Consider the following 21,219-nt stretch of genomic DNA (forward strand, 5'->3'; position numbering starts at 1 on the left):
GGCGGGAACAGGAAGCGATCGCGCCTCGGCCGGCGCCTCCCTGCTCGTCCTCCCCGCGCTCATGCCGGTCACCAGGCCACCGGCAGGGAGGTCAGCCCGCCGGTCAGCGTGCGCGTGTCGAAGGTCAGCTCCTCCACCGCGCAGCCCAGCTCCAGGGTGGGGAAGCGTGCCGCCAGCTGGGAGAGGACCACCTGCGGCTCGACGCGGGCCAGCGGCAGCTGCGGCGCGCACGTGGCGTCCGGCCTGGCCGCCGGACGCCCGCGGCGGCCGTGGACTGATGACGCCGGCCCCTCAAACGAGGGCTGATCAGCCGGGCAGCAGCTCGCTGAGCAGCTTCTCGACGCGCAACCGGATGTCGTCGCGGATGGCGCGGACGGCGTCGATGCCCCGCCCGGCCGGGTCATCGAGCTTCCAGTCCTCATACCGCTTGCCCGGGAAGATCGGGCAGGCATCGCCGCAGCCCATGGTGATGACCACGTCGGAGGCCTCGACGGCGTCGACGGTGAGAACCTTGGGCTGTTCGGCGGTGATGTCGACCCCGACCTCGCGCATCGCCTCGACGGCGACCGGGTTGACCTGGTCGGCCGGGGCCGATCCGGCGGAGCGGACCTCGATGCGGTCTGCGGCCAGATGGGTGAGCCAGCCGGCGGCCATCTGGGAGCGGCCGGCGTTGTGCACGCAGACGAACAGGACCGAGGGCTTGCTGGGCGCGGTGTCAGGCACGGGCGTTCTCCTCGCTGGTGGTGGTGAACAGGCGGCGGCCGGCCAGGCTGACGTAGACGAGGGCGACCAGGACGGGCACCTCGATGAGCGGGCCGACGACTCCGGCCAGGGCCTGGCCGGAGGTGACGCCGTAGACGCCGACCGCCACGGCGATGGCCAGCTCGAAGTTGTTTCCGGCGGCGGTGAAGGCCAGCGTGGTGGTGCGCTCGTAGCCCAGGCCGATCAGTTTGCCGGCCAGGAAGGAGCCGCCCCACATGAGAGCGAAGTAGGCCAGCAGGGGCAGCGCGATGCGGGCCACGTCGCCGGGCCGGGAGGTGATCGTGCCGCCTTGCAGGGCGAACAGGACGACGATGGTGAACAGCAGCCCGTAGAGCGCCAGCGGGCTGATGCGGGGCAGGAAACGGCTCTCGTACCAGGCGCGGCCGCGGGCGTGCTCGCCCAGACGCCGGGACAGATACCCCGCGAGCAGCGGAATGCCGAGGAAGATGAGCACGTAGAAGGCGAGGTCCCAGGCCGACACCTGCAGCGCCGCCCGCGGCAGGCCCAGCCAGCCGGGCAGCACCTGCAGGTAGAACCAGCCGAGCGCGCCGAAGGCGACGACCTGGAAGATCGAGTTGAGGGCGACCAGGACGGCGGCGGCCTCACGGTCGCCGCAGGCCAGGTCGTTCCAGATGAGGACCATGGCGATGCACCGGGCCAGCCCCACGATGATCAGCCCGGTGCGGTATTCGGGCAGGTCCGGCAGGAAGGTCCAGGCCAGGGCGAACATGACGGCCGGGCCGAGCACCCAGTTGAGCACCAGCGAGGAGAGGAGCAGGCGGCGGTCGCCGGTGACGGCACCGAGCCGGTCGTAGCGGACCTTGGCCAGCACCGGATACATCATCAGCAGCAGGCCGAGCGCGATCGGCAGCGACATCTCGCCGACCTTCACCGCTTCCAGCGCCACGTCCAGGCCGGGCACGAGACGGCCGAGCAGCAGCCCGGCGGCCATAGCAGCGATGATCCACACCGGCAGGAACCGGTCGAGGGTGGACAGAGCGCCGATCACGCCCGGCCCGGGCGCGGCGACCGGCGGCGTGGACGTGGAGGACGCGCGGGATGCAGAGGAGGCCATCGCGGTGCTCCTCAGACGGCGGCGGGCATGTCGATCAGGGCCGACAGCTCGCCAAGGGCTTCGGGCACCAGCCGGTAGTACACCCACGAGGCGCGCCGCTCCGAGGTCAGCAACCCGACCTCCTTGAGCACCTTCAGGTGGTGGCTGATGGTCGGCTGCGACAGCTCGAACGCTCCCGTGATGTCGCACACGCACACCTCACCGCCGGCGCGGCTGGCCACGATCGACAGAATGCGCAGCCGCGCCGGATCGCCCAGCGCCTTGAACACCCGCGCCACCCCGGCCGCCTGCTCGGCGTCCAGCGGCTCGCGCATCAGCGGCGGGCTGCACTCCACAATCTCCAGAAGTTCCACACGTGCCCCCATAGATAGACGGCCATCGAAATCGATGTGGCTCTATATTGACACACATCAAAGCCGCGAGGGGTCCCCGGCGGCAACGAAGGGACGGGGGCGGGGACACCGGGCCCACCGGCCAGGGCCTAGGAAACCACCAGCCGCGGCCGCCGATGTTCCCGGCCGATGGAGCAGCGGCTCGGATTCCGGTCACGGCGCTGCGACGCTCGGTCATCAGCACGTCGCGCCAGACGCCGTGGTGGCACCCGAGGCGTTCGCGGGTGGCGACCACCCGGAACCCGAGCGCCTGGTGCAGGGCCAGGCCGGCGGCGTTCTCACCGAAGAGCCGGATTGAATCGTCCGGACGCCGGCACCCTCGCCGTCGGCGATGAACGCGGCCGGCAGCGCCCGACCAACCCCTGGGCCTGACAACCCGGGTGGACGTAGGTGCTGTGCTCGACCACTCCTGTGTACACGCACCGGGACGGCACCGCCGAGGCGGCCACCCAGCCGAGCACCTGACCGGTGCCGGTATCGCAGGTCACGTAACTCAGACGGGGCAGCCTGGCGGCGGTGAACCCCTCCCAGCCCGGCGCGAGGGTCTCGAAGCCGGCCTAGCCGGTCTCCAGCCCGGCCTGGTAGACGGCCGACACCTGATCGGTGTCGCCCTCACGCAGCGGTGGGTGCTCGCGGCAGTCACTTCTCCTCGGGGGTGCGGCCTTCGGCCAGGTCGGCGAAGGGCAGCGGGCAGTCGGGGCAGGTGCAGTGGGTCAGGCTGTCGCAGCCGGCCGAGACCACCGCGGTGAGCGCCGACCGGATGGTGGTCAGGTCGGCGATCCGCGCATCCACCTCGGCGATCTTGGCCTGGGCGCGAGCGCGCAGGTCCGGGGCGGGATGGCCACGCCGGCCGGTGTCGATGAGCTCGGCCACCTCCTCCAGGGTGAAGCCGAGCCGCTGGGCGGCCTTGATCACTCCCAGGAGGGTGACGGTCTCGGGCGGGTAGGCGCGGTGCCCGCCAGGGCTGCGCGGGGGTTCGGCGATCAGGCCGCGGCGTTCGTAGTAGCGCAGGGTCTGGGGGTTGACCCCGGCCTGCTCCGCGACCTGGCCGCTGCGCAGGTACGGCCCGTCCGTGCCCTGGAGCACGATGTCCTGGCTCACGCCGGCCGTCCCGCTCCAGCGGCGGGCGTGGCCACGCGACCGCCCTCGAAGGACGACCCGGCCTCGGCCCGGCCCTGCCTGCCACCGGCACAGACCCGCACGCCGGCGTAGCCGATCCGGGTGAACACGGCAGCGGCGATCTTGGAGTGGTCGCCGCACGGGCCCGAGCAGCAGACCACCACCGTGGCCACCACCGTGGCCGCCCGATCCGGCACCACCTGCCCGACCCCGTGCTCCAGCAGCGCGGGCGACTCCTCACGCGTGATGCGCTCCATCACGGTCCTCTCCTCAGGTAAGAACACGGTGGCCGCGTCACGCGGACGCGAACGCGCCGGCGCGGGCCTGCAGCGCGTCCAACACGTCGACGTGCTCGGCCGGCACCGTCACCTCCAGCGTCAGGCGGCCGCCGGCGATGGTGAGGGTGAAGGTGAAGAACGAGCAGCAGCCGTTCTCCCGCGCCGCCAGTCCGGCCGCCCGGGCGGCGTTGTCCGGGCCGAAGACGAGATCCAGGAGCAACCGCGTGCGCTCCGGCCGCGCCAGAGCCTGCACCGCCTCGGCGAACAGCGCGTCGAACTCGGCCACGCGCAGCGGCTGCTCGGCGGTGGGCAGGGTGCAGGCGGAGGGCGCCCATCCCAGATCGTGGGCGAGGTCTGGTGCCATACCTCGACGGTAAACCTGTACCTGGGTACCGGATGCAAGCCTTTTCCCGCGGGTCGCGTGGCGTGCCCGGCACGACCACCCCGCCTCATCGCCTCGGGGGAGTTCCCGAGGGCCGGGAACTCCCCCAATGCGGCGTTTTGACACCTCCTATGGATAACCGCTATTTATTAGCCAACCGTTAGGGGGTGACATGCAGGACGCAGTGCTGGCGATGCTCGCCAAGGAGCCGTCGCACGGGTACCACTTGCACGCTCGGCTGCGGCGCAGTCTCGGCCCGCTGGGCGAGTCGATGAACCGCGGTCAGATCTATGTGACGTTGGCCCGGTTGGAGCGAGCGGGGCTCGTGGTCTGCGAGCGGGCCGACGGCCTGCCCGAGCGGCCGGAGCGCAAGGTCTATGCGCTGACGCCGGCCGGGCAGCAACGGGTGGCCGCCTGGCTGGCCGAGGTGGGCTGGCCGAAACCGGACCTGGCGGAGTTCCATCTCAAGCTCGCCGCCGCGGCCGCGGTCCGGCTGGCCGACCCGGTGGAGCTGGTGGCGGCGCAGCGCCGCGAGTTGCTGCGCCGCCTGCGTGAGGCGCAGCAGGCGGCGCTGGCCGAGCCGGCGGGGTCGGGCGCCGGCCTGCTGCTGGAAGGGGTCGTGCTGCGGCTGCAGGCGGACCTGCGCTGGCTGGATGCCTGTGAGCTGGCCTGGTCCGAGGTCGATGACGAAGTCGAGGGTGGATGACCGTGTCGAATGTCGCGGTCCGGGCCTGCGGCCTGGTGAAGACGCATGGTGAGGGGCAGAGCCGGGTCCGCGCGGTCGACGAGGTCGATCTGGAGGTGCCTCAAGGACAGACGCTGGCGGTGAAGGGGCCCAGCGGCTGCGGAAAATTCACGCTGCTGCACCTGCTGGGTGGCCTGGAGCGGCCTACCGATGGGGAGGTGTGGGTGGCCGGGCGGCGCATCGACACACTGAGCGAGCGAGCTCTGGCGCGCATGCGCCGCCGGTCGGTGGGGTTCATTTTCCAGGCCTTCCACCTGGTGGAGGAGTTGTCGGCGGCCGAGAACGTGGAGCTGCCCGCGCTGCTGGCCAGGCGCTCGCGCCGCCAGGCCAGGCGGCGGGCGAGCCTGCTGCTGGAACGGGTCGGGCTGCAGGCGTCCTCCACCGCCACCACAGTGATCGCGATCGTCGCCCTGCTGACCCTCTACGCCCAGCAGCAGAGGGGCTACGGCCTGAACGGCTCCTCCGTCCTGCCCAATCTGCGGGGCGAGCACGACCGCCGGCTGATGCTCGCCGTCACCATCCTGCTGATCGCCCTCGCCATCGTGAACACCATCACGTTCACCTGGACCACTGCCATAGAAGCCCGGACGAACATGGCCATCGCCCGCACGCTCGGCGCCACCCCGGGGGCAGATCTCCGCAGGGCTGTCCACCGCCCAGCTCCTGCCCAGCCTGCCCGGCGCCATCATCGGCGTCCCTCTGGGCACCGGCCTGCTCTCGCTCTTCGCCGCCAGGAACGCGCTGGACCCTCCCTCGTTCTGGCTGCTCGGCGCCGTACTCGCGACGCTCCTGGCGACGGCGGCGCTCACCGCCCTGCCCGCGCGCCTGGCGGCGCGCCGGCCCGTGGCGCAGGCCCTCAGCGCCGAAACAGCGTGATCGGACCCGCCCGGCACGAGCGGCGCATACCGGGCCGAAGCCCGCACACCACGGAAAGGAATCACGAAATGGCATCTGACGCCGCCGGCATTCGGCGCTTTATGGCAAACACCGGGGAGTCCCGCGGATGGGTGGCCCCCAGGACAGACCTGGTGACGGCGCTGCTCGGCACCTGGTTCGGGGCCGGCCTGATGATCGACGCCTGGGCGCACAACAATCTGACGGAGCTGGAGACGTTCTTCACGCCGTGGCACGCGGTGTTCTATTCCGGCTTCGCCGTGGTCTCGGGCTGGATCATCTGGCAGGTGTGGCGCAACGCCCGCGCCGGCCGGCAGGGGCTCGCGGCCGTCCCCACCGGCTACCTCGCCGGGCTGGTGGCGATTCCCGCGTTCGCCGCCTTCGGGCTCGCCGACATGGTGTGGCACACCATCCTCGGCATCGAGACGACCATTGACATCTTCTTCAGCCCGTCACACCTCGGCCTCGTCGTGACGATGATGCTCATCATCACGACACCGCTGCGCTCGGCGTGGAAAGCCCCCGACGTCGGCGACCGGCCGTCGCTCGGGCGCCTGCTGCCCGCGCTGGCCGGGCTCGCGTTCGCCACCACCCTGGTGTCGCTGTTCCTGTCGTACGGCGACGCCTTGCAGTACCGGCCCCAGGCGATCGTCCAGGCATTATCCCTGGGGCAGGGCCCGGCCGCCGCGCCGCCGGGCGCCGGCCCCAGGCCTGTCGCCGTGGGCGCCGATCGGGTGGCCGTCGCGATGGTCGTCACCAACGTCGTCATGCTCTGCCCGGTGCTGCTCCTGGCGCGCCGCTGGCTGTTGCCGTTCGGTTCGGTGACCATCATGTACACGATCATGGCGCTCATGCCGGGCGCCCAGACGGCGTTCCGCAACCTGCCGATCCTGCTGTCGTTCGTGGCCGCCGGGTTCGTGAGCGACCTGCTGATCCGCCTGCTGCGGCCGTCGGGTGAGCGGCGCGCCGCCTACTGGGCCTTCGCCGGGCTGTCGGCCTCCATCACCTGGTCGTTGTACATCGCGGTCGCGTCGGCCACCGGAGGCGGCCTGCCCGGCGTGCCCGAGTTGTGGACCGGCGCGCCGGTCGTCGCCGGGCTGATCGGGCTGGCGCTCGGGGCGCTGTTCCTGCCCAACGCGGTCACCGCCCAACCGGTTCCGCTCAGCGCGGCCGTCGCCGGCCGGGCATGATCCGAGCCCTGTGCCTCGCCGCCGTCCTCGTGCTGGCGCCGGCCGCCCCCGCCGCGGCACACACCGTCACAGCGGGGGCGGACCTGCGGATCGCCCAGACGATCGCCGGCGCCGAGCTCACCGTGGTGGTCAAAGGAACGACCCGGGTGCCGGGGCCGCTGCGGATCGGCGTCATCGCCTACCAGCCGGTCTCCGGCCTGCCCGTCAAGCTGGAGGCCGCTCGGTCGAGGACGGCCGTACGGTGGCCGGCGCCGCCCTGGCGGCGCCGGACCCGCAGTACGTCCAGCTCCGGGTGGAGCGAACCGGGCCGCACGAGCTTAAGCTGAGCGCCGGGGACGAGACCGCCGTGATCCCGTTCCGCGTCCTCGTCGAACGCGAACCGGCAGGCGAGTTCCTCGTCTACGGCGGCCTGCTGGCGGCCGCGGTGCTCCTGGTGGGCGGCCTGCTCACCGGGGCGACGGCCCGGCCGGGCAAGGCGATGGCGCTGGCCGCGGGCGCCGCGGCCGGGGTGACGGTGGCCGCCATGGTCATCGTGTTCGAACCCCTGCTGCCCGCGCCGCCGCCCGACGGGGCCGTCCCCACTCCCCCGCCATCGGCCGCGCAGGGGCGGCCGTACGCGCAGGCTCGGGTGGAGACCGTGCCTGCGCGGCCGGAGGCCGGGGAGGAGTTCACGCTGCGGGTGGATCTCATCGACGGCTCGACCGGGCGGCCGGTCGACGACCTCACCGCGCACCACGAGGCGCTCGCCCATGTGGTCGTCACCAGCCGGGACGGGCGGTATTTCCGTCATGTGCACCCCTTGCGCACGAGGTCCGGGCGCCTGGAGGTCAGACTGAGCGCCGGCCGCCCCGGCCGCTACCGGGCGCACGCCGAACTCGAACGGGAGGAGTCGGGCGGGCAACTCCTCACCGCGGACTTCACCGTCGGAGGGAACGCCAACACCTCGGAGAAGGCCGGCGCGGGCCGGGAAGCCGGTGTCACCGCCACGCCGCGGCTGCAACCCGCCGCGCCCGTCGCGGGCCGTCCCGCGACCGTCGAGCTGAACACGCCCGCCGGCGTGCGGCCCTGGCTCGGCATGACCGGCCACCTGCTCACACGCGAGCAGGACGGCGACTTCTTCGGCCACGTGCACGAGATGGGAGCCCCGGGAGCCCGGGTGCGCTTCACCTTCAGCTTCCCCGAACCGGGCCGCTACCTCGCCTGGATCCAGTACGCCACCGCCGACCGCATCGTGACCGTGCCTTTCACCGTGAACGTGACCGCACCGGGGACCCGGTGATGAAGAGGTGGCACGCTGTGGCCGCGGCCACACTCGTGGCGGCGGTGGCGGCGTTGTTCGTCGCGGGCAGGAGCACGGCCGCCCCACCGGTCGGCCTGACCACCACGGGCACCCGCTACGCCGCCACCGTCCTCATCGCGGACCCGGCTCCCGGCCAGGTCACCGTGGAGGTCAAGGTGAGCAAGGGCGAGGCCGACACCGTGGCCCTGTCGGCGGTCATGGCCGAGATGGGACACTCCACACCCGAGCTCCCCGCCACCGAGCGAGAGCCCGGCCGCTTCGTTGCCGTGGGGGAGCTGTCCTCGATGAGCGGCGTCTGGGAACTGTCGATCCGCCTCGACGGCCCCGCGGGCGAGGAGCAACTCGCCGTCAGAACGCTGATCACGCGAGCCGCATCGCACCGGTAACCGCACACCGTAACGGGCTGCGTCGTACAGGCGCCAAGGCGCTGCGGTCGGCCTGGCCTGAGGCGCGCACCCCCATGTGCCCCGTCTGCGGGCCTTGCCGTCCTCGTGGGGTGCGGCCCGGTCGGCCCATGCGGCAAAGGTCCCCTCAAGGGCCGGTCGGTTACCCGGACCGCCGCGGGGCTCCGAAGAATTCGGCGAGTGTTGTGGCGAGCGCCTCGGGATGGGTCAGCGGGGCGGCGTGCCCGGCTCCGGGGATCTCGCCCACCCGCGCGTGGGGGATGTGGCCGGCCACGTGCCGCGCGCCGGCGGGGTAGAAGGGCCTGGTGTCGGATCCGTGCAGCACCAGCACTGGAGCGGAGATCGTGCTGAGCACGGCCGGATCCTCAGCGGTGGGGCCTTCGTACGCCATCACTTGCCGGAGGAGGTTGAGCAGATGCGGGACGTAGCGGCCCGTGGCCTCGAAGTAGCCGGCGTCCTCGGCCGCGGCGATCTCCTCGTCGTTGAAGGGCCCGCCCGCGAACGCGCGGACCGCCGCCGTGAAGTCGCCTTCGGCGGCCAGCTCGCCCATCCGCGCGACGGCGCGGCCGATCAGCGCTTGCTCCTGCTCGTCCATCTGGCCCCGCATCGCAGGCTCCACGAGGGCCACGGCGTCGACCGCGTCGGACCGCGCTGCCGCGCCGAGTGCCAGGTTGGCGCCGGCGGACCAGCCCACCAGTCCGGTAGGTCTCCCGATGCTGTCGACATAGGCGAGGATGTCGTCGACCTGCCGGCCCGGGCTGAGGTCGGGGTGGTCGCCGCTGAGGCCACGACCGCGCATGCTCGGCAGATGGCACGTGAACCTGCCGGTCAGGTGTCCCAGTAGCCGGCCCCAGTCGAGGTCGCCATCGCCGATGCCCCCGTGCAGGAACACGAGTGGCCGCCCATGGCCGTGCACGGTCCCGCCGATGGTGACGCCGTCGGCGGTGGTGACGTGGTGCGTGCGCTGTGTGGTCATGGCAGCCTCCATGCAAAGTAAACAAGTTTACATGTGCACGGTAGCCTGGTCCCGGCGGTAAGTAAACGCGTTTACTTGCTGCTTTCCCCGGCACTGCCGTACAGCAGCGCCCCCACGCCCTGGCGGATGTACTCAACCACCTGCTCGGGCGGCGCGGTGGCCAGCCGTCCCTGCGGGGAGGCCCACCGCAGCACCTTGATCCCCGTGAGAAGCGCGGCGGCCAGCTCCGCGCGAAGCCGGGGGTCGTCACCGGCCGCGACCGTGGCGAACGGCCCGACGACGGCGTTCTCGGCGTAGTCCCGCGCCTTCTCGGTCAGCCCCTCCGGATCAGGGCTCTCCCCGATCAGCCGCCAGACCGCGAGCAGGTCGTCCAGGCCGGGCGAGCGCCCCGCGCCGGACGCGTACAGCTCGGCCATCCGGTCAGGCAACTCCTCGGCCGGCACATCCAACTGCCCGAACATCGCCGAATCCGCCGCCGCCATGGCGAACAATCCCGCCTTCGACCCGAAGTAGCGGTACACCAAGGCGACGTTGACGCCGACGTCAGCGGCGATGTCCCTGACACTGACCGCCTCGTAGCGGTCACGGGCGAACCGCTGACGGGCCGCCTCCAGCAACGCCTGCCGCGTCGCTGCGGCGTCACGGCGTCGCCGCGGCTCCGCAGTGCCCCTGGGGTCGCTTTCCTCCGCCACCATCACCGTCACCACCATGACTCGACGTCAACGGCGGTAACGCTAGCTGACACCTGCCCTTCTCCGTCGATCCGGTCCATCGGGTCGGCGGCCAGGAGGTCGTGGCGGACCGTCTCCTTGGCGAGGGACATGATGGCGGCGCGCTTGCGGGCCGAGCTCACCGATCTGTCGTCGGGCGAGCCGCACCCCACGGCAGGCGCGACGCCTGGCCACGGCGTTGCGCGCACTTGTCGTCGGCCTGAGCCAGCGCGTCCTCCTCGGCCTCGCCGACGCCGTCCCCGAGCAGCATTTCGCTGCAGCCGCCCTCATCGAGCTGGGCAGCCACCACTTCCCGGGGGAGCATCCGAAGGCACGGCGAAGCTTCTGGCCGGCATGGGAACCGCAGAGGAACGAGCGCGCCCCGTTCACGCCCCGCAGGACACGAATCTCGGCAAGAGCCCGTGGCAACGCCACCTGGACGCCTGGCCCTACGACAACGCATCACCCGGTCATAGGTGACGCACCCCTCACCACCACGCCACCTCACACACAGTGTCCACAGCGTTACGTTCAGTGTGCAAAAAGTTGATCTTAGAAGGCGGGAACCGGCTCCCCGCCCGAAACGAACCCGACGCTCCGGCAGAACCCCGAGCACCGCGAAGGCGAGGTGGCGGATGCATCTGACCCCGCACGAACAAGAACGACTGATGATCCACGTAGCCGCTGACGTGGCCCGCAAACGGAAGAAACGAGGGATCGCGCTCAACTACCCGGAGGCGGTCGCCATCCTGACCGCCTACGTGCTCGAAGGCGCCCGCGCGGGCACGCACGTGGAAAAACTCATGGCGATGCCACAACCCCCCGAACCCCCGGTGCTCACCCGCGAAGACCTCATGGACGGGGTCGCGGAGATGATCCGCGACCTCCAGATCGAGGCCACCTTCCCCGACGGCACCAAAATGGTCACCCTCCGCGACCCCATCCCCGCAGCGGCCAGGAACGCGACACACGTCCACCCCGGCAAGACCGACCACCCGCACGACGCCGACCCGGTGGCCTTCAACCTCGGCCACGAGGTCACGACCGTACGGGTCACCAACACCGACGACCGTCCCATCCAAGTCGGCTCCCACTACCACTTCTACGAGGCCAACGCCCTGCTCGACATCGAGCCCAACCGTGACCTCGCCTACGGCAAACGCCTGAACATCCCCGCGGGCAGCTCAGTGCGCTTCGAACCCAACTGCCCGCTGGAGATCGAACTGGTGCCCATCGAAGGCAAACGCATCGTCCAAGGCCTGAACGGCAAGATCGGAGGCGAACTCCATGCTTAAGCCCCCGGCACCAGAACCCGCGCCATCGACGCCTCAACCTCCAAGCCACGTACGACATCAACCCCTCACCCGCGAACAGTACGCCGACCGATTCGGCCCCACGACCGGGGACCGCATCCGCCTGGCCGACACCGACCTGCGGATCGAAATCACCGAAGACTGGTGCGGCGGCCCCGGCCGCAGCGGAAACGAGATCATCTTCGGCGGCGGCAAAGTGATCCGGGAGTCGATGGGCCAATCATGCGCACCGCGCGACTCCACCAGATTCGGCGCTCCCCAGCCACCCGACACGGTCATCACCGGCGCGGTCATCCTGGACCACTGGGGTGTCGTCAAAGCCGACATCGCCATCCGCGACGGCCGGATCACCGCACTCGGCAAGGCCTACAACGACGAGACCATGAACCGGCTGCACGACGGGCACGCCACGGCCACCAGGCGCGGATATGCATCATCGGCGCCATGAACGCCCCGCTCGGCGGCGACCGGCTCCGCATCGAAGCCACCGCCGAAGCAGGCGCCCACCTGCACATCACCACCGCCACCGCCACCATCGCCCTGCGCGGCCCCACCCCCGGCCACGCCACCTACGACACGCACCTGACCGTGGCCGACCAGGCAAGCCTGCACTGGCTGCCCCAGCCACTGATCTCCGCCGCCGGCAGCAACCTCCGCCAGACCTGCACCGTCGAACTGGCCCCCACCGCGCGCCTGGTCCTGCGCGAAGAACAGGTCCTCGGCCGCACGGGCGAGATGCCAGGCCGGCTGACCACCCGCCTCACCGTCAAGCGCGACGGCCACCTCCTGCTGGACCAGGAGACCCGCTACGGACCAGACGCCCCCGGCTGGGACGGCCCCGCCGTCCTGGCCGGCCACCGCGCCACCGGCCAGCTCCTCATCGTCGACCCGGCTCTCGACGCCCAGCCACTCCCCGTAAAGCTGCTGGTCGATGATCCGGCGCACGGGCAGGCCGCGTTGACGCCGCTCGCCGGCCCTGCCCTCCTGGTCACCGCCCTCGCGCCCGACACGCTACACCTGAGCCGCCTCCTCGACGCGGCTCACGTCGTCGCGTGAAGCTGGAAGGAGGGATATCGGAGATGGGTTATGGCAATCCGCCCGGCGGCCTTTACATTGTAGATTTAATTTGAGGCACTCTAGGGTTCACTCGAGGATCTCGACGTACCCTTCGGTTCCGTGAACGCGGATCCGCTGCCCGTCCTGGATCAGCCGGGTGGCCTGCTCCACACCCACAACGGCCGGCAAGCCGTACTCCCGCGCGATCACCGCCCCGTGCGTCATGAGGCCCCCCACCTCCGTCACCAGCCCGGCGACGGCGACGAACAGAGGGGTCCAGCTGGGGTCGGTGTAGGCGGTGACCAGGATGTCGCCCTCCTCAAGGTGGGCCCGCGCCATGTCCATGACGACACGGGCACGGCCCTCGACGGTCCCGGCCGAGACCGGAAGACCGACCAGCGCGCCGGTCGGGGCGTCTTCGCAGCGATACCGGCCGGTGATGACCTCGCCGTCCGACGTGAAGACCCGGGGGGGTGTGAGCGCCTCGTGCGACCGGAACGCCTCACGCCTTTCCAGAATGAGTTCGGCGTCCACGTCGTTGGTGCGCACGACTTCTTGCAACTCCTGGAACCTGAGGAAGAAGATGTCGTCCTTCTCGCGCAGGATGCCGGACCGGACGAGGCGATCGGCTTCTCGCGACAACGCCTGCTTGTAGACGAAGTAGCGGCTGATCATGCCGTACTTGGGGTATTCCCGGTAGCCGGCGAAGGTGCGGACGCGGTCGATCATCCGCTTGGTCTCCTCGGCCTTCTCCTCCCCGTGGGGCAGCGCGCGCAAGCGCGTCAGCAGCTCCTGTTCTTTCCGTCGCGACTCTTGGAGTCCCTGCTCGAAGTGTCGTTGGCCGGCGCCCGGCCCGAAGTTCCTGACGTTGCCGAGAATGGCGGGCACGAGCATGGCGGGATTCTCGCTCCAGCGCGTTCTGGTGATGTCGATCTCGCCCGCGCACCGCATGCCGTACGCGTCGAGGTACCCCCGGATGGCGTCATGTGCTTCGCGTCCGCCGGCCAGCCTGGGCAGCTCGTTCAGAAAGCCGTCGCCCTCCCGGCCTTCGTCCACGACGCGATGCAAGAACGTCACGACGTCCGCGTGCGGTCGGATCGTGTCAGCGACGTCGAGGAGCGCCAGCCCCATCTCCGACGTGACGTTGTGGGGAACGGACTGCGTGAGCGCGTCGGCCGCGCTCTTCTCGCCCAGCCACGCCTCGAGGTGGTCATTGAGCCACAAGGTCGCCTCCATGCCCGCCATGATCACCTGGTGACCCTGCGGATCGAACAGGATGCGCTTCAGCTCAGCGATGTCGGCCAGGATGAAGTCGAGCAGCGCCGGCCCGGAGAGACTCTGGATCTTGTGCCTCAGGGCGGCGACGGACTCCTGATGGTGCCGGATCAGCTGGGTGACGATGGAGGGATCGCTCTCGATCAGGGCGGGCGCGGCGCCGGCGGGCAGGGCGCCGGCGTCCTCGTCCGGAAGCGAGCGCAGGAAGTCGCCGCGGTCGACGACGCTGTGCAGCGCGTCCCGAATGAGCGGGTCGGACTTCCCCAGGGTCCCGATGAGGCTCGCGCGGCCCGCGGGCGTGGCCAGGACGGGGGCCACGTCGACGAACAACCGTCCGCCCGCCTCGTGCATCGGCCGCGGGGTCGTCAGCTGCCACACGGAGAGTCCCAGCGGCTTCATCGCGTCGGTCATCATCTGCTGGTGACCGACGGAGACGTAAAGGTGGTTTTCCTGGTCATCGGTCGTGGGGACGGGGAACAGGGTCGTGATCGGCCGGCTCTGGACGATGTGGAAGTCGTCGCCGGCCAGGCACCACTCGATGTCCTGGGGGCGGCCGAAGTGCCCTTCGATTCGCCGGCCCAACCGCACCAGCCGCATGACTTGTGCATCCGTCAGAGCCGGCCGCGTCTGCCGCTGCGGTTCGATGGGCGCGTCCTGTGTACCGCCTCCCGGCGACGCCTGGACGAAGCGCGTCTTGGTGGCGACCGCTGTGGTGACGACCTGATCGTCGCGCACCGTGTAGACGTCCCCGGCGACCAGACCGGACACGAGCGCCTCACCGAGCCCCCAACCGGCTTCCACGGTGGCGACCTTCCGGTTCGAGGTCACGGGGTCCGCCGTGAAGAGGATCCCGGCCGCGTCAGGGAACACCATCTGCTGGACGACCACCGCCATCCGTATCTTCCGGTGGTCGAAGCCGTTACGGCACCGGTAGGTCACCGCCCGCTCGGTGAACAGCGAGGCCCAGCACCTTCGGACGTGCCGGAAGACGGCCGCCGGACCCACGACGTTCAGGTAGGAGTCCTGCTGGCCGGCGAAGGACGCGGTCGGCAGGTCCTCGGCCGTCGCGCTGGAACGTACCGCGTAGGAGGCCTGCTCCCCGAGCCGGGCGAGCGCTTCGCTGATCGCCGCCACGAGATCGCCGGGAACCGCGACGCTCTCGACGCCGCGCCGGATCTCGGCGCTCAGGGTGCGGATCGCCGCGTGATCGTCCGGTTTCACGCGTGACAGCAGGTCAAGCTGAGTGTCGATCGACGGCGCCTCGGCCACGACCCGCTCGAAGGCTTCTGTCGTGACGCAGAAGCCGTCCGGCACGTGGATGCCGTCGATGCGCGAGAGCTCACCCAGGTGGGCCCCCTTCCCGCCGACGTCTGCGATATTCGTCGAGTCGATGTGCTCGAAGCCCATCACGTAGCCCAATTCCGGTGCTCCATCGTTCGTCGGGTGGTTGGCAGTGGGCCAGTATGAATCAGTTTTTGGCGCCTCATGAGGCGCCAGGATCTGCTATAAAGTGAAAGTGGCGGGGAGCGGATCGCAGCCCCCGCCGAAGCCCCGATACCGACACCAGCACCGGACGGCCGGTGAGTGGATCACCGGGTTTGGGCCCCTTCTCTTCCACCCAGGGCACGAGCGGCTGCGGCACTCGATGCCGGTCTGCGGCGGGTGGCCCATGACCAGGGCCTCGGCTTCGCGCGATGGGGCCGATCCGGTGACTGTCGCGTCGGCGGCGAGGTTCTTCCCGACGCGGCAGACGGCCGCCTCAAAGCCACGGGACCGTGCGACCGGCGGCCACAGAGCAGCAGCGTCCTGCGCCGTTCCGCCTCTAGCATGTCGCACGTGACCATCTACGGCGATACTGACGCGTTCGAATATCTAGACTTCTCCGTTCTGCCGCAGCGCCAGCAGCGCATCCTGGCCACGATCCGGGACTGGGTGGTCAGGTACGGGTATCCGCCGAGCACACGCGAGATCGGCCGTGCGGTCGGGCTCCGATCGTCCTCGTCGGTGACGAAACACCTCAGGAGCCTGGAGGAGAAGGGTTTCCTCCGCCGGGGCACGTCGGTGACCCGGCCGATCGACGTACGGCTGTTCCTGCGAGCCGCGTCGCCGGAACCGGCCGGCGACGTGGTGACCGTGCCCGTGGTCGGAGACATCGCCGCGGGCATTCCCATCCCGGCCGACGAGCACGTGGACGGCACGCTGCTTCTCCCCCGCGACCTCACGGGGCGCGGCAACGTGTTCGCCCTCCGGGTGCGGGGCGACTCAATGATCGACGCGGCGATCTGCGACGGCGACATCGTCGTGGTACGGCAGCAGCCCGAGGCGCACTCGGGCCAGATCGTCGCCGCGATGATCGACGGTGAGGCCACCGTCAAGGTGTTCCGCAGGCGCGACGGGCACGTCTATCTCGAACCACGCAATCCCGTCTACGACATCATCGATGGCGATGATGCCGTGGTGCTGGGCATCGTGGTCTCGGTCGTTCGCAGCGTCTGAGCATCCGGCGGGCCGCGGGTGTACGGGCCATCGAGGATGGCTGCGTGCGGAAATCACCGGACTGACTCCCCTGTTCTGGCAGCACGTCCGGCCCTCCGGCGAGGTACGGCTGCACGTGGCCAAGCGTCTGCCGCTCGCCGCGCTGCTCAGGCTGCGCAGGCGGGCGACCCGCAGGAGCTTCCCGATCGCGCCCGCGTCGGCCCCGATGCGCGCCGGCATGGGCCGGAAACGGGCCGGCGCAGCGTTGGTGTGGGCCGCCTGCCCGACGACGCGGTCAGCGGCTCAGACCAGCGCACTGGCCAGCAGGAAGATCGCGGCTCCATGGGCGAGGGCGGCCGCGATGACACCGGATCGCAGCCTCAGGAAGGCACAGATCAGCCCTTCGTACAGGGTGAAGGCCAGCAGCGGCCAGCCGACATCGGTCACCGTCGAGGCCAGGAAGGCGTGGCAGGCGGCGAACAGCAGGGCCGACAGCAAGGCCGCACGAACGGCGCCGGCGTGCTGCTCCAGCCGGCCTTGCAGGAACCCGCGGAAGAGCACCTCCTCGGCGAGGTTGCCCGCCAGGCTGAACAGCAGCAGCACCGGCAGCAGCGTGACCGCGACCGCGCCGCCCCGCGACGGCAGCGGTGTGGGCAGGGACAACAACAGCACCGGAGCGGCGGCCAGCACGCCGCCGCCGATCCCCCAGGCGAGGGTGGCCGGGGTGAAGCGGCCCCAGCGCACCAGCGAGCGCAGTCCGCTGCCTGGGCCCAGCACGGCGGCGGTCAGCGCCACCGTGCCCAGGGCGAACAGCAGCAGGAGGCCCGCCTGGTCGGTGAAGCGCAGCCAGGGCACCCCTCCCGCGGCGCCCAGCCGCCAGAACCCGAGCGGTGTCATCGCATCCCTGATCAGCACGAAGCCGAAGATGAGGGTCAGGATGCGCAGCAGCGGGTCACGCTCAGCGCGCGCCAGCGCGAAGCATGCGCCGATCAGCAGCAGGCCGGGCAGGATCCGGACGCCGTAGGCGAGAAGGTCGGGCAGCACGAAGACGTCTCCGTTCGTGGAAGGGGAAGCGGGGCGGGCGGGGCGATCGGCCCGCCTTTCGATGCGAGCCATGGGAACGACAGTGGTGGGCGGCCACGGTGCCGGTGCTGTGGTGGTCAGGGGCGTCCGGAGCCGGCCGGGTCCATGCCGGTGGCGGAGAGCGGGATGACGGCGCGTACCTTGCCGCCCACGCTGTGCTGGATCGGTTCTGTGGCGCGTTCGAGGCGCACATGGCCGAGGCCGTGGCGGGACAGCAGGTGGCGCATGCGGGCCTCGATCTGACGCCAGAGGGTTTCGGGGTCGGGGCAGGGGAAGGTGAGCAGGTCGGCGGCGCGGCCCTGGACGCGCAGGGCCGGGCCGGGGTGGCCGCACGGGCACGGATCGGGCTGGAGCAGGACGCTGTCGCCGAGGTCGTAGCGCAGGATCGGCTGCACGTGGTTGGCCAGGTTGGTCAGCAGCACGGTGTGCGATGGTTCGCCCGGTGCCACCGGCCGGTACCGCTCGTCGACGGGTTCGAGGACGGCCCAGTCGGCGTTGAGGTGCATCCAGCTCTCGGAGCAGCCGTAGGACAGGAAAGGGCACTCGTTGCAGGCGTAGCTGGTGCGCACCTTCGCCTGCAACGCGGCCGCGATGCGCGCGTACTCGCCGGTGGGCAGGCCTTCGGCGGTCAGCATCACGAGGGCGGGGTCGATGTGCAGCCGTCCGGCCTCGGCCTCGCCGGCCAGCAGCGCGCCGACGCTGGCGTAGGGAGCCAGCACCGCCGGGCGGAAGGCGTTGAGCTCGGCCACCAGGTTATCCAGCGGCTGGTGCACGCTCAAGGCGGCGACGCGGGAACGACCGCGCAGCCGGGCGGCTGCCACGGTGGAGGCGAAATGCCCGCCCTCGGGTATCACCAGCGCCATCCGGGCGCCGCCGCGCGCGATCCGGGCCACGTCCCGCACGCTCAGCCAGCCGGCCAGCATCCGCGCCATCATCGCGGAGGTCACCGCGGCCGCTCGGGCGCCTTGCAGGAAGATGCCGTGCGTGCCTGTGGTGCCGGAGGTGGTGGACAGCGTGTAGCGGCCGGCGAACGGCTCCCCGATGCGCGCCGGGTCGCCGGAGAAGGCTCGTGCCTGCGCCAGGGTGACGGCCGGGTCGGTGACCCAGTCGTCGAAGGCGGCCATCAGCTCGCGCTTGCTGGTCGGCGGCAGCAGGGCCAGGTCGTTCACCGTGGCCGGAAGATCCCGGTAGAGGTACTGGTAGTAGCGAGAGCGGGTGCGCGCCCAGGCCACGAGCTCGGTCAGGCGGGCCCGTTGCCGGGCGGCCATCGCCTGCTCACCGCCCGCCTTGGCGGAGCGGGCGTCGGCCAGCAGCAGCAACGTCGACATCTTCATAGGGCTGTGGTGTCCCTTCTGGCAGGCGGCGCCACGACACCGCTGCGTTGGTCGTGACGGGGCTAGGCGCGGTGCGGCAGGGCAACGTCCAGCAGACATGGCCCGGCACGAGCCACGGCACGAGTCACGGCATCGTGCCCCGGGCGTCTACCGGGGCGTGGGCCGAACGGCGCGGCGCTCAGTGGCCGGGCGGAACGGCGCGGCGAGGGGGCATGAGATGCCGGCGGCGGCCGATGGACGCCCACCGCGCGGGCGCTGAGCGCGGGCAGGGTGGCCAGGGTGGGCAGCGCGCAGGTCAGCAGCGGGCGCGGCAGCTTGGTGGGAACCACGTGGTGATGTCCTTCCCGGGCGGTGGACGACCCGGCCGGGCACCCACGGGAGACTCGGCCAGGCACGACTGCGTGGCCGAAGGTCTCGCCCACCGGTCGGTGACCGGTCCCCGCCGCCGGAGAACGCGAGGCTCTCAGCGTGTCGACGTGCGGGCGTTGCGGACTACTCCCCTTCGGAGTGCCTCCAATCTCCCATACGTTTCGGAAATCGCGCAAGTGTCGAAACATGGAGTGAGCGGCAGGCCGTTGGCGCGAGACAATGGAGGGACGATGTCGACCTCCCCCGCACCGGGTTCACCCGGCGCCGAGCACCCACCGCCGACCCCCGTGCAACTGAGGGCGGCGGCCGAGACGTTCGCCCTGCTGGCCAGCCCGGCACGGCTGCACCTGATGTGGCTGATCACCCACGGTTCCTACGACGTCAGCACGCTGGCCACCCGCGTGGGCATCAGCATCGCCACGGTCTCCCAGCACCTGGCCAAGCTCCGCCTCGCCGGCCTGATCACCGCACGCCGGGACGGCCGCCGGACGCTGTACACGGTGGAGGACCCGCATGTGATCACGCTTATCCGCCAGATCTTCGATCACATCGCCCCCGACGGGAGCCTGGCCCCCGATCCTCCCCGGTAGCCGCGATCCCGAATCCTGCGACGGCAGCCGCACCGCAGCGACCTGAGCGACGGCAGCTCACCTGCACCGGTCACGGATGGGGCGCCGGCCGTGGAGCACCCGGCAGCTTGCCGATCTCACGGGCTCGACGGTGAAGACCATCCGGCATTACCACGAGATCGGGTTGCTGGAGATGCCCGGGCGCGGCCAACGGCCACGAGGAGTACAAGGTCTCACATCTGATCCGGCTGGTGCAGATCAACGCCGGCGATGCCGCGATCGACCGGCTCGCCGAGCCACTGGCGCCGGTGATCCGCAGGTCGCGGGAAGAGCACCCATGGTTGAGCACCAACGTGTCCCGGATCGGAGGTCCGGGGAAGGGCGCCGCACAGCCCGGCCGCGCGCCCGCAGCACGCGCGGCCGGGCCCCGGCTAGCGGAAGGTGACGCGGTCGCCTGGCGGCGCCGACACCGGCGAGTGGGCGACCAGGTACGTCGCGAGCGCCCCGGTGTCGTCGGGACCGCTTGTGTACGTGGTCGTCCCCTCCCAGCGCGGCCAGCCGTCGAATCCGGCGATGAGGCTCCAGCCACCCGCCACCTTGATCTCCTGTGTGGCGGTCACCGGCGCGCCGTCGAGCGTCATCGACAGGACCTTCCCGTGGCCGAGGGTGTAGCGCAGCCCGGCCGACGGGGTCAGCACCCATCCCGCCGGGTTGGGTGTGGCCAGCAGCTTCTTGAGCTGGCCACCGGTCATCGTCTGCACGTTGATGGCCAGCCCGGCGGGTTGCGCGTTCCACACCTGTTCGAAGCCGATCGGCCCGGCAGGCAGGTCCGCCTTGACGAGGAACCTGTTGACGAGCGCCACCTGCGCGCCGCAGCGGGCTCGCACCGGCGAGAGCTGCGCGTCCGCCACCAGTTCGGCCAGCGGGCCGCCACTAGCCGTACGGGTGATGTCCTCGGCGGCGACGCCGAACGTCTCGCCGGATGGCGGCGTGCCGCACTTGAAGTAATAGAGGGCGTTGGACCGCAGGCCGTCGGGCTGGTTGATCTCGATCTGGACCGCGTAGTCACGCGAGTCCGGGGCCCATTCCCACGTGATGGACTCCAGCACGGCCCGGTGGACGAGGCCGCGTTTGGCGGGCACGGCGAGCGCTGGCCAGCTTGCTCACCACGTTCGCCGGGGCGGCCGGGGCGGCCTGCGCCCCGTGGCGAGGACGCCGAGAGCCAGGGCCACGACGGCCACCAAGCCCCCGAGGCGACGTCCTGCCGAAGTCGGTAAACCCACAGGAATTCCTTTCTCGTGATTGGGAGCGGATGGATGCGAATGACGAGACGGTTCCGCGAAGCGGTGGTCGGTGTCGATGACGAAGGCAGCCCCGAACCGGTGATGCATCACGCCCGGCGACCGCGATGCCGGCGACGTTCTGTCGGGGCGACCGGCCGGCGCCGTAGTGCGTGCGTCATCGCCGACGCGGGGTCGTGCTCGGCGGTGAGCACGACCGACGGCCCGGCGTGCGTTC

General features: G+C 70.9%; 26 protein-coding genes. 11 read left to right on the forward strand and 15 right to left on the reverse strand.

Annotation, left to right across the window (positions count from 1 at the left end; genetic code table 11):
* Window positions 1-68: 68 nt before the first annotated feature.
* From E1294_RS57250 to E1294_RS20015, 7 genes are all read right to left on the reverse strand, one after another.
* Entirely contained in the window at window positions 69-191 is a 123-nt protein-coding gene (locus E1294_RS57250) for a hypothetical protein (protein ID WP_281284458.1), read from the reverse strand.
* A gap of 115 nt (window positions 192-306) precedes the next feature.
* A complete protein-coding gene (locus E1294_RS19985) occupies window positions 307-723 on the reverse strand; it encodes an arsenate reductase ArsC (RefSeq protein WP_132510247.1) in 417 nt (138 codons plus the stop codon).
* The gene (arsB, locus tag E1294_RS19990) at window positions 716-1,837 is read right to left on the reverse strand and encodes an ACR3 family arsenite efflux transporter (protein WP_132510249.1); all 1,122 of its coding nucleotides are present in this window, start codon (window positions 1,835-1,837) and stop codon (window positions 716-718) included. The genes E1294_RS19985 and arsB overlap by 8 nt, the downstream gene beginning before the upstream one ends.
* 11 nt (window positions 1,838-1,848) lie before the next feature.
* Window positions 1,849-2,190, reverse strand: a complete 342-nt coding sequence (locus tag E1294_RS19995; protein WP_132510251.1) for an ArsR/SmtB family transcription factor — start codon at window positions 2,188-2,190, stop codon at window positions 1,849-1,851.
* A 678-nt stretch (window positions 2,191-2,868) separates the two neighbouring features.
* Window positions 2,869-3,330: a MerR family transcriptional regulator gene (locus tag E1294_RS20005; protein ID WP_246083132.1), complete on the reverse strand. Its 462-nt coding sequence runs from the start codon at window positions 3,328-3,330 to the stop codon at window positions 2,869-2,871.
* Entirely contained in the window at window positions 3,327-3,608 is a 282-nt protein-coding gene (locus E1294_RS20010; RefSeq protein ID WP_132510253.1) for a hypothetical protein, read from the reverse strand. Before E1294_RS20010 ends, E1294_RS20005 begins: the two co-directional genes overlap by 4 nt.
* A gap of 34 nt (window positions 3,609-3,642) precedes the next feature.
* Window positions 3,643-3,990 carry a hypothetical protein gene (locus tag E1294_RS20015; protein WP_132510255.1) on the reverse strand — a complete coding sequence of 116 codons (348 nt, stop codon included), beginning with the start codon at window positions 3,988-3,990 and terminating at the stop codon, window positions 3,643-3,645.
* Window positions 3,991-4,180: 190 nt separating this feature from the next.
* Between E1294_RS20015 and E1294_RS20020 the strand changes: the two genes are divergently transcribed.
* The 5 genes from E1294_RS20020 to E1294_RS20045 are packed head-to-tail and all read left to right on the forward strand — an operon-like array spanning window position 4,181 to window position 8,523.
* Window positions 4,181-4,714 (forward strand): PadR family transcriptional regulator, encoded by a 534-nt coding sequence (locus tag E1294_RS20020; protein ID WP_132510257.1) that lies wholly within the window; start codon window positions 4,181-4,183, stop codon window positions 4,712-4,714.
* A 2-nt stretch (window positions 4,715-4,716) separates the two neighbouring features.
* Window positions 4,717-6,837 (forward strand): ATP-binding cassette domain-containing protein, encoded by a 2,121-nt coding sequence (locus tag E1294_RS58100; RefSeq protein ID WP_246083133.1) that lies wholly within the window; start codon window positions 4,717-4,719, stop codon window positions 6,835-6,837.
* Window positions 6,834-7,163 carry a hypothetical protein gene (locus E1294_RS20035; RefSeq protein WP_132510261.1) on the forward strand — a complete coding sequence of 110 codons (330 nt, stop codon included), beginning with the start codon at window positions 6,834-6,836 and terminating at the stop codon, window positions 7,161-7,163. Before E1294_RS58100 ends, E1294_RS20035 begins: the two co-directional genes overlap by 4 nt.
* Window positions 7,079-8,116: a hypothetical protein gene (locus E1294_RS20040; RefSeq protein ID WP_132510262.1), complete on the forward strand. Its 1,038-nt coding sequence runs from the start codon at window positions 7,079-7,081 to the stop codon at window positions 8,114-8,116. The genes E1294_RS20035 and E1294_RS20040 overlap by 85 nt, the downstream gene beginning before the upstream one ends.
* Window positions 8,116-8,523, forward strand: a complete 408-nt coding sequence (locus E1294_RS20045; RefSeq protein WP_132510264.1) for a hypothetical protein — start codon at window positions 8,116-8,118, stop codon at window positions 8,521-8,523. Before E1294_RS20040 ends, E1294_RS20045 begins: the two co-directional genes overlap by 1 nt.
* A 160-nt stretch (window positions 8,524-8,683) precedes the next feature.
* On the opposite strand, the gene E1294_RS20050 is transcribed toward E1294_RS20045, so the two are convergent.
* The 4 genes from E1294_RS20050 to E1294_RS52815 form a co-directional block, all read right to left on the reverse strand.
* The gene (locus E1294_RS20050; RefSeq protein WP_165977386.1) at window positions 8,684-9,517 is read right to left on the reverse strand and encodes an alpha/beta fold hydrolase; all 834 of its coding nucleotides are present in this window, start codon (window positions 9,515-9,517) and stop codon (window positions 8,684-8,686) included.
* A gap of 71 nt (window positions 9,518-9,588) precedes the next feature.
* A complete protein-coding gene (locus E1294_RS20055) occupies window positions 9,589-10,227 on the reverse strand; it encodes a TetR/AcrR family transcriptional regulator (RefSeq protein ID WP_132510268.1) in 639 nt (212 codons plus the stop codon).
* Window positions 10,218-10,370: a hypothetical protein gene (locus tag E1294_RS52810; protein ID WP_165977384.1), complete on the reverse strand. Its 153-nt coding sequence runs from the start codon at window positions 10,368-10,370 to the stop codon at window positions 10,218-10,220. The genes E1294_RS20055 and E1294_RS52810 overlap by 10 nt, the downstream gene beginning before the upstream one ends.
* Complete coding sequence (locus E1294_RS52815) at window positions 10,367-10,534, reverse strand: hypothetical protein (protein ID WP_165977387.1); 168 nt, start codon at window positions 10,532-10,534, stop codon at window positions 10,367-10,369. The genes E1294_RS52810 and E1294_RS52815 overlap by 4 nt, the downstream gene beginning before the upstream one ends.
* 361 nt (window positions 10,535-10,895) lie before the next feature.
* Here E1294_RS52815 and ureA point away from each other — a divergent pair, with 361 nt between their 5' ends.
* Genes ureA through E1294_RS20075 form a run of 3 tightly spaced genes read left to right on the forward strand, consistent with a single transcriptional unit; the run spans window position 10,896 to window position 12,596 of the window.
* Window positions 10,896-11,522, forward strand: coding sequence for an urease subunit gamma (gene ureA / locus E1294_RS20065; protein WP_220447831.1), 627 nt, complete (start codon window positions 10,896-10,898; stop codon window positions 11,520-11,522).
* Entirely contained in the window at window positions 11,515-11,988 is a 474-nt protein-coding gene (locus E1294_RS20070) for a hypothetical protein (RefSeq protein ID WP_132510272.1), read from the forward strand. Before ureA ends, E1294_RS20070 begins: the two co-directional genes overlap by 8 nt.
* Complete coding sequence (locus tag E1294_RS20075; protein ID WP_132510274.1) at window positions 11,985-12,596, forward strand: urease accessory protein UreD; 612 nt, start codon at window positions 11,985-11,987, stop codon at window positions 12,594-12,596. The genes E1294_RS20070 and E1294_RS20075 overlap by 4 nt, the downstream gene beginning before the upstream one ends.
* An 87-nt stretch (window positions 12,597-12,683) precedes the next feature.
* On the opposite strand, the gene rph is transcribed toward E1294_RS20075, so the two are convergent.
* Window positions 12,684-15,281 (reverse strand): rifamycin-inactivating phosphotransferase, encoded by a 2,598-nt coding sequence (gene rph, locus E1294_RS20080; RefSeq protein WP_246083138.1) that lies wholly within the window; start codon window positions 15,279-15,281, stop codon window positions 12,684-12,686.
* 417 nt (window positions 15,282-15,698) lie between these two features.
* Between rph and lexA the strand changes: the two genes are divergently transcribed.
* Window positions 15,699-16,367, forward strand: a complete 669-nt coding sequence (gene lexA / locus E1294_RS20085; RefSeq protein ID WP_220447832.1) for a transcriptional repressor LexA — start codon at window positions 15,699-15,701, stop codon at window positions 16,365-16,367.
* A gap of 282 nt (window positions 16,368-16,649) precedes the next feature.
* Here lexA and E1294_RS20090 read toward each other — a convergent pair whose 3' ends face one another.
* Entirely contained in the window at window positions 16,650-17,462 is an 813-nt protein-coding gene (locus tag E1294_RS20090; RefSeq protein WP_165977388.1) for a CPBP family glutamic-type intramembrane protease, read from the reverse strand.
* Window positions 17,463-17,506: 44 nt separating this feature from the next.
* Complete coding sequence (locus E1294_RS20095) at window positions 17,507-18,763, reverse strand: phenylacetate--CoA ligase family protein (protein WP_132510280.1); 1,257 nt, start codon at window positions 18,761-18,763, stop codon at window positions 17,507-17,509.
* Between the two features lie 599 nt (window positions 18,764-19,362).
* Here E1294_RS20095 and E1294_RS20100 point away from each other — a divergent pair.
* Both E1294_RS20100 and E1294_RS57780 read left to right on the forward strand, forming a co-directional pair.
* On the forward strand, window positions 19,363-19,722 hold the full coding sequence (locus E1294_RS20100) for an ArsR/SmtB family transcription factor (protein ID WP_132510282.1): 360 nt from the start codon (window positions 19,363-19,365) through the stop codon (window positions 19,720-19,722).
* Between the two features lie 76 nt (window positions 19,723-19,798).
* Entirely contained in the window at window positions 19,799-20,146 is a 348-nt protein-coding gene (locus tag E1294_RS57780; RefSeq protein WP_342775062.1) for a MerR family DNA-binding transcriptional regulator, read from the forward strand.
* Here the strand turns inward: E1294_RS57780 and E1294_RS20110 are convergent.
* On the reverse strand, window positions 20,133-20,843 hold the full coding sequence (locus E1294_RS20110) for a 5'-nucleotidase C-terminal domain-containing protein (protein WP_132510284.1): 711 nt from the start codon (window positions 20,841-20,843) through the stop codon (window positions 20,133-20,135). The genes E1294_RS57780 and E1294_RS20110 overlap by 14 nt on opposite strands.
* Window positions 20,844-21,219: the final 376 nt, after the last annotated feature.

Origin of the sequence: Nonomuraea diastatica (genome assembly GCF_004349015.1) — a bacterium.
Taxonomy (GTDB): Bacteria; Actinomycetota; Actinomycetes; order Streptosporangiales; family Streptosporangiaceae; genus Nonomuraea; species Nonomuraea diastatica.